11 protein-coding genes are annotated in these 12500 nt (G+C 62.2%); 3 read left to right on the plus strand and 8 right to left on the minus strand.

From position 1 onward, the window contains the following. Positions 1-26: 26 nt before the first annotated feature. From I554_RS0109715 to I554_RS0109725, 3 genes are all read left to right on the plus strand, one after another. On the plus strand, positions 27-938 hold the full coding sequence (locus I554_RS0109715; RefSeq protein ID WP_152527629.1) for a tyrosine recombinase XerC: 912 nt from the start codon (positions 27-29) through the stop codon (positions 936-938). Between the two features lie 96 nt (positions 939-1034). Continuing rightward, on the plus strand, positions 1035-1625 hold the full coding sequence (locus tag I554_RS0109720) for a DUF4337 domain-containing protein (RefSeq protein WP_024576677.1): 591 nt from the start codon (positions 1035-1037) through the stop codon (positions 1623-1625). Between the two features lie 19 nt (positions 1626-1644). Beyond that, entirely contained in the window at positions 1645-2496 is an 852-nt protein-coding gene (locus I554_RS0109725) for an NAD-dependent epimerase/dehydratase family protein (RefSeq protein WP_024576678.1), read from the plus strand. 7 nt (positions 2497-2503) lie between these two features. On the opposite strand, the gene I554_RS0109730 is transcribed toward I554_RS0109725, so the two are convergent. The 8 genes from I554_RS0109730 to sucC form a co-directional block, all read right to left on the minus strand. Then, the gene (locus I554_RS0109730) at positions 2504-3031 is read right to left on the minus strand and encodes a hypothetical protein (RefSeq protein WP_029659479.1); all 528 of its coding nucleotides are present in this window, start codon (positions 3029-3031) and stop codon (positions 2504-2506) included. 44 nt (positions 3032-3075) lie between these two features. Continuing rightward, positions 3076-4479 (minus strand): dihydrolipoyl dehydrogenase, encoded by a 1404-nt coding sequence (gene lpdA / locus I554_RS0109735; RefSeq protein ID WP_024576680.1) that lies wholly within the window; start codon positions 4477-4479, stop codon positions 3076-3078. A 32-nt stretch (positions 4480-4511) separates the two neighbouring features. Beyond that, complete coding sequence (locus I554_RS0109740) at positions 4512-5255, minus strand: SDR family oxidoreductase (protein WP_029659480.1); 744 nt, start codon at positions 5253-5255, stop codon at positions 4512-4514. Between the two features lie 24 nt (positions 5256-5279). Then, complete coding sequence (locus tag I554_RS0109745; RefSeq protein WP_024576682.1) at positions 5280-5921, minus strand: LysE family translocator; 642 nt, start codon at positions 5919-5921, stop codon at positions 5280-5282. 4 nt (positions 5922-5925) lie between these two features. Next, positions 5926-7170, minus strand: a complete 1245-nt coding sequence (gene odhB, locus I554_RS0109750) for a 2-oxoglutarate dehydrogenase complex dihydrolipoyllysine-residue succinyltransferase (protein WP_024576683.1) — start codon at positions 7168-7170, stop codon at positions 5926-5928. 101 nt (positions 7171-7271) lie between these two features. Continuing rightward, positions 7272-10223, minus strand: coding sequence for a 2-oxoglutarate dehydrogenase E1 component (locus I554_RS0109755; protein ID WP_024576684.1), 2952 nt, complete (start codon positions 10221-10223; stop codon positions 7272-7274). A gap of 136 nt (positions 10224-10359) precedes the next feature. Beyond that, the gene (sucD, locus tag I554_RS0109760; RefSeq protein WP_024576685.1) at positions 10360-11244 is read right to left on the minus strand and encodes a succinate--CoA ligase subunit alpha; all 885 of its coding nucleotides are present in this window, start codon (positions 11242-11244) and stop codon (positions 10360-10362) included. A 4-nt stretch (positions 11245-11248) separates the two neighbouring features. Then, positions 11249-12445, minus strand: coding sequence for an ADP-forming succinate--CoA ligase subunit beta (sucC, locus tag I554_RS0109765; RefSeq protein WP_024576686.1), 1197 nt, complete (start codon positions 12443-12445; stop codon positions 11249-11251). Between the last annotated feature and the right edge of the window lie 55 nt (positions 12446-12500).

A 12500-nucleotide genomic window follows, 5' to 3' on the forward strand; every position in this document is an offset into this window, starting at 1 on the left:
AGCTCACCTGCGCTGCGCCGGACCTCATGGCCGAGATCACGCACTGGCTGTCCCATCTGCGCGCGGAACGGCGGCTGTCGCCCAAGACGCTGGAAGCCTATGCCCGCGACCTGCGCCAGTGCCTCGTGTTCCTGAGCGAACACTGGGGTGGCCTCGTCACCCTGAAACAGTTCGCCGCCATCGAAGCCACCGATGTGCGCGCGTTCATGTCGTCGCGGCGCTCAGACGACATCGGCGGGCGCTCGCTGATGCGCGCGTTGGCAGGCCTGCGCTCGTTCGGGCGGTTTTTGGAGCGCGAAGGCAAGGGCAAGGTCGGCGCATTGTCCGCAATCCGCGCGCCGAAGATCGGCAAGAGCCTGCCGAAGCCGATTCAGATGACGTCCGCGCGGCAAATGACCGACGCTGACATTCGTGCGGGGGAAAATCGCGAGCCATGGATCTGGGCGCGCGACGCCGCGGTGATGGCCCTGCTCTACGGATCGGGCCTGCGCATTTCCGAAGCGCTCGGCCTCAAGAAGCGCGACGTGCCGCTGCCCGGCAAAGGCGATGTAATCGTCGTCACCGGCAAGGGCAACAAGACCCGCATGGTGCCGGTTTTGCAAAATGTGCTGTCCTTGATTCAGGATTATGTCGCAATGTGCCCGCACACGATTGCACAGGACGGCGCGATCTTTGTCGGCGCACGGGGCGGCCCGCTCTCGCCGCGCATCATCCAGTTGACCATCGAGCGGCTGCGCGGGGCACTCGGGCTGCCCGACAGCGCAACACCGCACGCGCTGCGTCATTCCTTCGCCACTCATCTGCTGACACGCGGCGGCGACCTGCGCGCCATCCAGGAATTGCTCGGCCATTCGTCACTCTCGACCACGCAAATCTACACCGGCGTTGACGCCGACCGGTTGCTGGACGTCTACAAGACCGCTCACCCCAGAGCGTGACACAAATAAGTCGTGTCTTGTCATCGCATCGCCTCTTGCGTGCGAACCGCAGTTCGGTCAATCGTTGCTCGATTTTGACCGGGAGGACGTTTTACGATGGGCGCACATGAAAGCATGGAGCACGCGGAGCATGCCGAGCACGCTTCCGGCTCCAACAAGAAGATCGCATTGCTGATTGCCGTGATTGCGCTTTTCCTCGCGTTCTCCGAGACCCTCGGCAAGGGCGCCCAGACCGAATCCATCAGCAAGAACGTCGAGGCCTCGAACCTCTGGGCCTTCTTCCAGGCCAAGAGCATCCGGCGCACGACGGTGCAGGCAGTGGCCGAACACGCCAAACTCAGCCTTGGCCTGTCGGGCGACGATGCCCAGAAGGCGGCGCTGGCCAAGCAGATCGACGACTGGAACAAAGCTGCGGCCCGCTATCGCTCCGAACCCGAGACCGGCGAAGGCTCCGAACAGCTCGCCGCCCGCGCCAAGAAGGCCGAGGAAGCGCGCGATCTCGCCATGGCGCGCTATCACCATTACGAGGTGGCATCTGCGGCTTTCCAGATCGGGATCGTGCTGGCTTCGGCGACCATCATCACGGGCATGGTCGCGCTGGCCTGGGTGGCGGGAGCGCTCGCACTTACCGGACTGGCTTTCACCGCAATCGGACTGTTCGCCCCCCATGCCGTGCACCTGATGTAGCCGCTCGCTGCAATAGGAGATGCAAAGCCTTGTCCTTGGCGCAACCGGGCTTGTAGGCCGCCACATCGTCAAACAGCTGATTGCGGCGGGCGAACATCCATTCGCCCTCTCGCGATTGCCGCATACCGATACACGCGACATCCAATGGTTCGCCGGCGACCTTGAAGACGCCGGCGCTCTTTCATTTCCGCCGTTCCAGACGCTGTATTGCACAGCGCACTGTCATTTTCTTCCAGGCGCGCTGCCTTCGTTTGCACGCAGCGGCCTCCGGCGCGTCGTCTTCTTCACATCCACCAGCGTTCTGACAAAGCTCTCCTCTGCCGATGCACAGGAGCGAAAGCAAGTGCAGATGCTTGCAGACAGCGAGCAACAAGCCATAGCGGAATGCGGAAAGCACGGCATCGCGTGGACAGTCCTGCGGCCGACCATCATTTATGACGAGGGCCGCGATCCAAGCATCTCGCGGCTGGCGCGACTGATCGCAAGATTTGAATTCTTCCCGCTGGCGGGACTTGGCAAGGGGCTTCGCCAGCCGGTTCACGCCGAGGACCTCGCCATTGGCGCGTTGCAGGCGGCGGCGAGTGAAGCCGCGATCAACCATACCTACAATGTCCCCGGCTCTGAGACCGTCACGTATCGTGAAATGATCGGACGCATTTTCGACGGCCTCGGCAAACCGCGCCGGATCATTCCGATGCCCCCATTGCTGTGGCGCGCTGCTTTCCACATGGCGCGCCGCGCCTTTCCCAACGCGAATGCCGAGATGGGCGCGCGAATGTCAAAGGACCTTGTTTTCGATGGCTCGAGCGCTGCACGGGATTTCGGCTGGAGGCCGAGACCTTTTCATCCACGGTTCGACCGCACAGGATGACCCCGTTTCACGATGATGATCGCGACGCCTGCATTCGCCGGCGCAACCGCGCGATAAAACCGGGCGACGCGCGGCGGCGAAAGCGCCTCATCCATTGCGCAATGGCCCGCTTGAATGGCGCGACGATCGCCACCGCCCGCGCGCGCAGATCGAGGATGAATTCATAGAGCGCGCGGAACCAGCCCATCCGCAACAGCTTCTCGCGCGTCACGTCGAACACGAACGCGACGATCCCGACGCCAAGAACTTTCTGAAGAATGATCAGCGTGGTCGCACCGACGAAGTACTTGTGCGCCAGCAGCCATGCCGCAACGAAATTGAGCGGAAAAAGAACAACCACTGGCACCGCGAACACGATCAGCGTGAGCGCCGGCGACAGATGCTCGATCCGGTCTGCAAGCCACGCCTTCAGGCGCGGCAGCGGAATCAGCGCGACAACGCGCGCAATGATCGGCTCGACGCGGTCCCACAGCCACGCCTCGAGCAGAAAGATCAGCGCGAGCAGAACCCAGAGCGGACGAAGCAGCCGGCGCATGATGGATTCTCATCCCTCATGACCGGCTGAATGCCGGTCAGCCATCACATATGGATAGCGCGCTTTCCGACCGCAAGCGCGGCTTCCTTGACTGCCTCGGAACGCGTCGGATGGGCATGGCAGGTGCGGGCGAGATCCTCGGCGGAACCGCCAAACTCCATCAGCACCGCGGCTTCGTGGATCATTTCGCCGGCTTCCGCACCGACGATATGAGCACCCAGCACGCGATCGGTCTTCGCATCCGCAAGAATCTTCACAAAGCCATCGGTGGTCTGATTGACCTTGGTGCGCGCATTCGCGGTGAAGGGAAATTTCCCAACGGTGTAAGCCACGCCGGCCTGCTTCAGCTCTTCCTCCGTCTTGCCGACGGATGCGACTTCCGGGAACGTATAGATCACGCTCGGGATCACATCGTAATTGGTGTGACCGGCCTGCCCTGCGAGAATCTCCGCAATCGCGATGCCCTCGTCCTCGGCCTTGTGGGCCAGCATCGGCCCCGCGATCACGTCGCCGATGGCATAGATGCCCTTTACATTGGTCTGGAAGTGTCCGTCGGTCTGCACCCGGCCGCGCTGATCAAGCTCGACACCCGCCTCCTTGAGCCCAAGACCTTCGGTGTAGGGCACGCGTCCGATCGCCAGCAGCACGACATCGGTCTCGATCACTTCCGCCGCGCCACCCGCGGCCGGCTCGACACTGACCTTCAACCGCTTGCCGGAGCTATCGACGCCGGTGACCTTGGATCCCAGCTTGAACTCGACGCCCTGCTTTTCCAGCATACGCTGGAAAGACTTCGCAACTTCGCCGTCCATGCCGGGAAGAATCCGGTCGAGGAATTCAACGACGGTGATCTGCGTGCCGAGACGGCGCCACACCGAGCCGAGCTCAAGGCCGATCACACCCGCGCCGATCACCAGCATCTTCTCGGGCACCTTGTCGAGGACCAGCGCGCCGGTGGACGAAACAATGCGCTTCTCGTCGATCTCAACGCCCTTCAGCTTGGCGACATCGGAGCCGGTGGCGATGACGATATTCTTCGTCTCAAGCACCTGCTTCTTGCCGTCATTGCCAGTCACCTCGACCTTGCCTGCGCCGAGGATGCGGCCCGTGCCCTCGTAGGGATCGATCTTGTTCTTCTTGAACAGGAAGGCGACGCCCTTGGTGTTGCCGTCGACACCGTCCGTCTTGAACTTCATCATGGTCGGAAGATCGAGCTTCGGCTTGCCGACGCCGATGCCCATCTTCGGCAGCATGTGTGTGACTTCCTCGAAACGCTCCGAAGCCTGCAACAGCGCCTTGGACGGAATGCAGCCGATGTTGAGGCAGGTCCCGCCATAGGTCGCGCGCTTCTCGATCACCGCGACCTTCATGCCGAGCTGCGCTGCGCGGATCGCGCAAACGTAACCGCCGGGACCGGTGCCGATAACGATAAGATCATAAGAAGCCATGGGATTATCCTGTACTCGCAGAGAAGTTGAAATTAGCGGCCGCCGGAAACATCGACGATTGTGCCAGTGACATATGACGCCTCGTCCGACATCAGCCAGACGACGGCGTTGGCGATTTCATCCGCGGTCCCGACACGCTTCATCGGCACCGTATGCGCCAGCCGGTGCGCGCGATCCGGCTCACCGCCGCTGGCGTGGATTTCCGTATCGATCAGTCCCGGACGAACCCCATTGACCCGAATGCCTTCGGCGCTGACCTCGCGCGCGAGCCCGACCGTGAACGTATCGATCGCGCCTTTCGATGCGGCATAATCGACATATTGCGCCGGCGAGCCGAGCGTCGCTGCCACGGACGAGAGATTGACGATCACCCCGCCACTGCCGCCGTGCTTGCTGGACATGCGCTTGACGGCTTCGCGCGCGCACAAAATGCTGCCAACGATATTGACGTTCATCATGCGGGTAAGACGCGCGGCGGACATTTCATCGACGCGAGCGGTCGCATCGACCACGCCGGCATTGTTCACAAGGGCGCCAAGCTTGCCGAATGCGTCCGCCTGTTTGAAGAGATCGAGAATGTCGGCTTCATTGCCGACGTCGCATTTCACGGCAATGGCCTTGCCATTGCTAGCCGCAATCTTCCCGACGACCTCGTCGGCGGCGGCCCTGTTGCTGGCATAGCCGACCACCACCTTGTAGCCGCGCTTCGCCGCGGCCAGCGAAGTCGCGCGACCGATACCGCGGCTCCCTCCAGTGACGATGGCGACGCTATCCATCAGAACCAATCCCCTGCACGAACGTCAGTTTGCTTTTTGAAGCGCGATACGAACGCCCAGCCCGATCAGAACCAGACCGGTCGCGCGATCGATCCAGTGCCCGATCCGCTCATAGCCGGTGCGCATCGAACGCGTCGTCAGAAACACCGCGACAAGGCTGAACCAGACCGCAAGAAACACGGCCAGCGCGGCCCCGTAAGCGAACTGCGTCATCACAGGCGTCTCGTGCGAAACAATCGTGGCAAACAGCGAGACGAAAAACAGCGTCGCCTTGGGGTTCAGAAGATTGGTGAGGAAGCCCACGCCGTACGACGTGGCGACATTGCGCGCGCCGCCTATGGGAGCGGTGGCAGTCCTGTCGAGGGTTTGAGGTGAGCGGCGGCTCGCCGTCAACGACCGGACGCCGAGATAAACCAGGTAAGCCGCACCGCACCACTTCACGATGGTGAAGATCAGGACCGACTGCGCAACGATCAGGCCCACGCCGGTTACGGTGTAGGCGACATGGACCATGATCGCCGACCCGACACCGATGGCAGATGCAATTCCCGCCCGTCGCCCAAAACTCACGCTCTCGCGAAGCACACAGGCGAAGTCCGCGCCCGGCGCGATGGCCGCCAACACGAACACACCGAACAACGCGAGGAATTCGGGCGGCAGATGCATCGGCTTACAGATCCAGCACGAGGCGCGCCGGATCCTCGAGGTTTTCCTTGACGCGAACGAGGAAGGTCACCGCTTCCTTGCCGTCGATGACGCGGTGATCATAGGACACCGCGAGATACATCATCGGGCGAATCTCGACCTTGCCGCCGATGGCGACCGGCCGCTCCTGAATCTTGTGCATGCCGAGGATACCCGACTGCGGAGCGTTCAAGATCGGCGTCGACATCAGCGAGCCATAGATGCCGCCGTTGGTGATCGTAAAGGTGCCGCCCTGCATTTCCTCGATCTTGAGCTGACCGTCGCGGGCGCGCCGGCCGTAGTCAGCAATGCTCTTTTCGATCTCAGCGATCGACTTGTGGTCGCAATCGCGCACCACCGGCACGACGAGGCCCTTGTCGGTGCCGACCGCGACGCCGATGTGATAGTAGTTCTTGTAGATCAGGTCGGTCCCGTCGATCTCCGCGTTGACGGCGGGCACGTCCTTGAGCGCCTGCACGACAGCCTTGGTGAAGAAGCCCATGAAGCCGAGCTTGGCGCCATGCTTCTTTTCGAACGCATCCTTGTAGTGCGCGCGCAGGGCCATGACGTTGGTCATGTCGACCTCGTTGAAGGTCGTCAGCATCGCAGCAGTGTTCTGCACGTCCTTGAGGCGGCGCGCGATAGTCTGGCGCAGACGCGTCATCTTCACCCGCTCTTCACGCGCGGCATCGTCGGCAGGCGACGGTGCGCGCACCTGCACGGCGGCGGCGGGCTGATTGAGCGGCGTCGCCAGCGAGGCGGCCTTTTCGATCGCGGCCAGCATGTCGCCCTTGGTAACGCGGCCATCCTTGCCGGAGCCCGGAACGGTCGAGGCATCGATCCCGGATTCAGCGGAGAGCTTGCGCACCGACGGCGCCTGCGGCGCGTCGGCAGGCGGAGATTTCTGTGCCGGGGCGGGGGCTGCGGCCGCAGGCGCAGCAGCCTTCGGCGGCTCAGCAGCCTTGGCCGGAGCGGCGGCAGGCTTGGCGCCGCCTGCGCCGGCGGTGATCTGACCGAGCAGCGCGCCCACCGCAACGGTCTCGCCGTCCTTGGCAATGATTTCATCCAGGGTTCCTGCGAACGGCGCCGGCACTTCGATGGTAACCTTGTCGGTTTCGAGTTCGACCAAGGGTTCGTCGACTGCGACGGCATCGCCGGCCTTCTTGAACCAGCGGCCAATGGTGGCCTCGGTGACGGACTCGCCCAATGTCGGAACGCGAATTTCAGCCATTTCTCTTTCCCCTTGCGTCGTGAACGGCTTCCTGTGCCGTCAGCGCCTCAAATCAAATCGTACTGGATGGAAATGCCCGCGATATGCGGGCATCCAATGGATCAACCGAGAGCTTCCTCGAGCAATGCCTTCAATTGCTGGAGATGCTTCGACATCAGACCGGTAGCAGTTGCGGCCGCGGCAGCGCGCCCGGCATAGCGCGGACGCTTGTGCGCCGAGCCGACCTGGTTGAGTACCCACTCGAGATACGGCTCGATGAAGTGCCAGCCGCCCATGTTGCGGGGCTCCTCCTGGCACCAGACCACTTCGGCTTTCTTGAAACGCTCAAGCACCTGCACCAGCGCCTTGAGCGGCACGGGATAGAGCTGCTCGATGCGCAGCAGATAGATGTCGTCGGTGCCACGCTTCTCACGCTCTTCGAGCAGATCGTAATAGACCTTGCCCGAGCAGATGACGACGCGGCGGATCTTGCCGTCTTCGGCGAGCTTGAACTCGCCACCCGCCTCTGCATCGTCCAGCAGGATGCGATGGAACGAGGTGTCCGTCGCGAACTCCTCGAGCTTCGACACCGCGCGCTTGTTACGCAGCAACGACTTCGGGGTCATGATGATCAGCGGCTTGCGGATCTCACGCTTGAGCTGACGGCGCAAGGCGTGGAAGTAGTTCGCAGGCGTCGTGAGGTTGGTGACCTGCATGTTGTCCTCGGCGCACATCTGCAGAAAGCGCTCCAGACGTGCCGAAGAATGCTCCGGTCCCTGGCCCTCATAGCCGTGAGGGAGAAGGCAGACGAGACCCGACATACGCAGCCACTTGCGTTCGGCCGACGAGATAAACTGGTCGAACACGACCTGCGCACCGTTGGCGAAGTCGCCGAACTGGGCCTCCCAAATCGTGAGCGCATTCGGCTCGGCGAGCGAGTAACCGTATTCAAAGCCGAGCACCGCTTCTTCGGACAACAGCGAGTTGATGACCTCGTAGTGACCCTGGTTGTCGCCGAGATGATTGAACGGCGTGTAACGGCTTTCATCTTCCTGATCGAACAGCACCGAGTGCCGCTGCGAAAACGTGCCGCGCTCGGAATCCTGTCCCGAGAGACGCACACGATGACCTTCCTTGAGCAGCGTGCAGAACGCCAGTGCTTCAGCGGTTGCCCAGTCGATGCCCTCGCCGTTCTCGATCGTCTTCAGACGATTTTCGAGGTAGCGCTGAACAGTGCGGTGAATGCGGAAACCGTCCGGCACCTTGGTGATCTTGCGGCCGATGTCCTTGAGTTCATCGATCTTAATGCCGGTATTGCCGCGGCGCGGATCTTCGCCGACTTCAGCCGACTTGAAGCCGGCCCACTTGCCGTCGAGCCAGTCAGCCTTGTTCGGCTTGTAGCCCGAACCGGCCTCAAGCTCTGCATCAAGACGCGCGCGCCAGTCGGCCTTGGCCTTCTCGACTTCGCCTTCGGTCACGACGCCGTCGGCTATCAGCCGCTTGGCATAGAGATCGAGCGTGGTGGGGTGGGTCGCGATCTTCTTGTACATCACCGGGTTGGTGAAACCCGGCTCGTCGCCCTCGTTGTGACCGTGGCGGCGGTAGCAGAACATGTCGATGACGACAGGTTTGTGGAACTTCTGCCGGAATTCGATCGCGATCTTGGCTGCGAACACCACCGCTTCCGGATCGTCGCCGTTCACATGGAAAATCGGCGCGTCGATCATCTTGGCGACGTCGGACGGATACGGCGACGAGCGCGAATAGCGCGGATAGGTGGTGAAGCCGATCTGGTTGTTGACGATGAAATGGATCGAGCCGCCGGTGCGATAGCCCTTGAGGTCGGACAGCGCGAAGCACTCCGCCACCACGCCCTGACCGGCGAAAGCCGCGTCGCCGTGCATCAGGAGCGGCAGCACCGAGATGCGCTGATCCGGCGGATCGCCGTTCTGGTCTTCCTTCGCACGCGCCTTGCCAAGCACCACCGGATCGACGATTTCGAGATGCGAGGGATTTGCGGTCAGCGACAGATGGATCTTGTTGCCGTCGAACTCGCGGTCGGATGACGCGCCGAGGTGATACTTCACGTCGCCCGAGCCTTCGACCTCATCGGGATTGGCCGAACCACCCTTGAACTCGTGGAACAGCGCGCGATGCGGCTTGCCCATCACCTGGGTGAGCACGTTGAGACGGCCGCGATGCGGCATGCCGACCACGATATCGCGGACGCCGAGATTGCCGCCGCGCTTGATGATCTGTTCGAGCGCGGGAATCAGCGATTCGCCGCCATCGAGACCGAAGCGCTTGGTGCCGGTGAACTTGATGTCGCAGAACTTCTCAAAACCTTCGGTTTCGATCAGCTTCATCAGAATGGCGCGGCGGCCTTCGCGGGTGAAGCTGATTTCCTTGTCCGGACCTTCGATGCGCTCCTGAATCCAGCTCTTCTGCGCCGGATTCGAGATGTGCATGAACTCAACGCCAAGCGTCTGGCAGTAGGTGCGCTGACAGATCGCAACAATCTCGCGCAGCGTCGCGGTCTCGAGACCTAGGACGTGATCGAGGAAAATCTTGCGGTCGAAATCCGCGTCGGTGAATCCGTAAGAGCGCGGATCGAGCTCTTCGTGATCCTTCTGACCTTCGATCCCGAGCGGATCGAGATTGGCGTGGAAGTGGCCGCGCATGCGGTAGGCGCGAATCAGCATCAGGGCGCGCACCGAATCGCGGGTCGCCTGATGGATGTCCGCCGAGGTCAGGTTGCTGCCGGCGGCCTGCGCCTTGGCAGCGATCTTGTCGCCGACGACCTTCTCGACCTGCGCCCAGTTGCCATCGAGCGCGGAGGTCAGGTCGTCCTTCGGCGTGGCCGGCCAGTTGGCTTTTTCCCAGGACGGGCCTTGCGCGTTCTTCGCAACGTCGGACGGCTGATCCTTCAGGCTTTTGAAAAAATCCACCCAGTCCGGATCGACCGACGACGGGTCCTTCTCGTAGCGGGCGTAGAGGTCGTCAATGTAGGTGGCGTTGGCGCCGTCGAGGAAGGAAGTGAGAGCGAAATTGGCATTCGCGTCCTGGCGAGACATGATTGCGTCCTGATGATTGCTATCGCGCGGGAAAATCGGGAGAAATCGCCCGATTTTGGTATCGGCATCGTGTTTGGGCCGCACCTTTTACCCTATTTAGGGCAAAACTTCGCGCTGAAAAGAACCAAGGACTGAACTAAGCTTTCAACCTTTCGAGAAGCGTCGTTCCAAGCCGCGCCGGCGACGGGGAAACCATGATCCCGGCCGCTTCCATGGCAGCGATCTTCGATTCGGCGTCACCCTTGCCGCCGGAGACGATCGCACCGGCATGGCCCATGCGGCGGCCCGGAGGCGCGGTGCGGCCGGCGATAAATCCGACCATCGGCTTCGACCGGCCGCGCTTGGCCTCGTCCTTGAGAAACTGTGCGGCGTCTTCTTCGGCGGAGCCGCCGATTTCGCCGATCATGATGATCGACTTGGTCTTCTCGTCCGCCAGGAACAGTTCGAGCACGTCGATGAATTCGGTGCCCTTGACCGGGTCGCCGCCGATGCCGACAGCGGAGGTCTGGCCGAGCCCGACCTGGGTGGTCTGGAAGACCGCTTCATAAGTCAGCGTGCCGGAGCGCGAGACGATGCCGACATTGCCAGGCTTGAAGATGTTGGCGGGCATGATGCCGATCTTGGATTCCCCGGCGGTGACAACGCCCGGGCAGTTCGGCCCGATCAGCCGCGACTTCGAGCCTGACAGGGAGCGCTTGACGCGCACCATGTCGAGCACCGGAATGCCTTCGGTGATGCAGACGATCAGCGGCACTTCCGCATCGATCGCTTCGCAGATCGCATCGGCCGCGCCCGGCGGCGGGACGTAGATCACCGACGCATCGGCGCCGGTCTTGTCACGCGCTTCCTGCACGGTGTCGAACACCGGCAGGCCGAGATGCGTGGTGCCGCCTTTGCCCGGCGAGGTGCCGCCGACCATCTTGGTGCCGTAGGCGATCGCGCCTTCGGAATGGAAGGTGCCGTTCTTGCCGGTGAAGCCCTGGCAGATGACCTTGGTATTCTTGTCGATCAGGACGGACATCGGCTTACTTTCCCTTCACGGCGTTGACGATCTTCTGCGCAGCGTCGTCGAGATCGTCGGCGGGCAGAACGTTGAGACCGCTTTCGCGGATGATCTTCTTGCCTTCCTCGACATTGGTGCCTTCGAGACGCACCACCAGAGGCACCTGAAGACCGACCGCCTTCACCGCGGCGATGACGCCGCGCGCGATGACGTCGCACTTCATGATGCCGCCGAAGATATTGACGAGGATGCCCTTCACGTTCGGATCTGCGGTGATGATCTTGAACGCCGCCGTGACCTTTTCTTCCGACGCGCCGCCGCCGACATCGAGGAAGTTGGCCGGGCTTTCGCCGTACAGTTTGATGATGTCGAGGGTGGCCATCGCGAGACCGGCGCCGTTCACCATGCAGCCGATGGTGCCGTCGAGCGCGATATAGGCGAGGTCATACTTCGACGCCTCGATTTCCTTGGCGTCTTCTTCCGTGGTGTCGCGCAAGGCGACGATGTCCGGATGACGATAAAGCGAATTGGAATCGAACGACATCTTGGCGTCGAGGCACTTCAGCTCGCCCTGCTTGGAGACGATCAGCGGATTGATCTCCAGCATCTCCATGTCCTTGGCGAGGAACGCCGTATAGAGCTGCGTCACCAGCTTCTCCGCCTGCTTGGCGAGATCGCCCTTGAGGCCGAGCGCCTGCGCCACGGTGCGGCCGTGATGACCCATGATGCCGGTGGCGGGATCGACCGAGAACGTCACGATCTTGTCGGGCGTATCGTGCGCGACCTTCTCGATGTCCATGCCGCCTTCGGTGGACACCACGAACGCCACCCACGAGGTTTCGCGGTCGACCAGCAGCGACAGGTAGAATTCCTTCTCGATGTCCGAGCCGTCTTCGAGATAGAGGCGATTGACCTGCTTGCCGGCCGGGCCGGTCTGGATCGTCACCAGCGTCGCGCCGAGCATCTGCTTGGCGAATTCTTTCACCTCGTCGATCGACTTGGCCAGACGCACGCCGCCCTTGTCGCCGGCGGAGGCTTCCTTGAACTTGCCCTTGCCGCGTCCGCCGGCATGGATCTGGCTCTTTACCACCCACAACGGGCCGCCGAGTTCCTTTGCCGCAGCTTCTGCTTCAGCCGCCTTGAGAATTGGCACGCCGCGCGACACCGGCACGCCGAATTCCTTCAGCACCGCCTTGGCCTGATATTCGTGGATGTTCATGGATTGCCCCAGAGAACCGAAGAGGGAAAAGAGAAAGGCTCAGGCACGATCCGGA

Source organism: Afipia sp. OHSU_II-C1, from assembly GCF_000497575.1.
GTDB lineage: Bacteria > Pseudomonadota > Alphaproteobacteria > Rhizobiales > Xanthobacteraceae > Afipia.

Bases quoted from the DNA above. Each gene is read 5' to 3' on its own strand.
- I554_RS0109725 (WP_024576678.1), top strand. From the start codon at position 1,645: ATGCAAAGCCTTGTCCTTGGCGCAACCGGGCTTGTAGGCCGCCACATC.
- I554_RS0109720 (WP_024576677.1), top strand. From the start codon at position 1,035: ATGGGCGCACATGAAAGCATGGAGCACGCGGAGCATGCCGAGCACGCT.
- I554_RS0109755 (WP_024576684.1), bottom strand. From the start codon at position 10,223: ATGTCTCGCCAGGACGCGAATGCCAATTTCGCTCTCACTTCCTTCCTC.
- I554_RS0109730 (WP_029659479.1), bottom strand. From the start codon at position 3,031: ATGCGCCGGCTGCTTCGTCCGCTCTGGGTTCTGCTCGCGCTGATCTTT.
- I554_RS0109745 (WP_024576682.1), bottom strand. From the start codon at position 5,921: ATGCATCTGCCGCCCGAATTCCTCGCGTTGTTCGGTGTGTTCGTGTTG.
- I554_RS0109715 (WP_152527629.1), top strand. From the start codon at position 27: ATGGCCGAGATCACGCACTGGCTGTCCCATCTGCGCGCGGAACGGCGG.
- odhB (WP_024576683.1), bottom strand. From the start codon at position 7,170: ATGGCTGAAATTCGCGTTCCGACATTGGGCGAGTCCGTCACCGAGGCC.
- sucC (WP_024576686.1), bottom strand. From the start codon at position 12,445: ATGAACATCCACGAATATCAGGCCAAGGCGGTGCTGAAGGAATTCGGC.
- sucD (WP_024576685.1), bottom strand. From the start codon at position 11,244: ATGTCCGTCCTGATCGACAAGAATACCAAGGTCATCTGCCAGGGCTTC.
- I554_RS0109740 (WP_029659480.1), bottom strand. From the start codon at position 5,255: ATGGATAGCGTCGCCATCGTCACTGGAGGGAGCCGCGGTATCGGTCGC.
- lpdA (WP_024576680.1), bottom strand. From the start codon at position 4,479: ATGGCTTCTTATGATCTTATCGTTATCGGCACCGGTCCCGGCGGTTAC.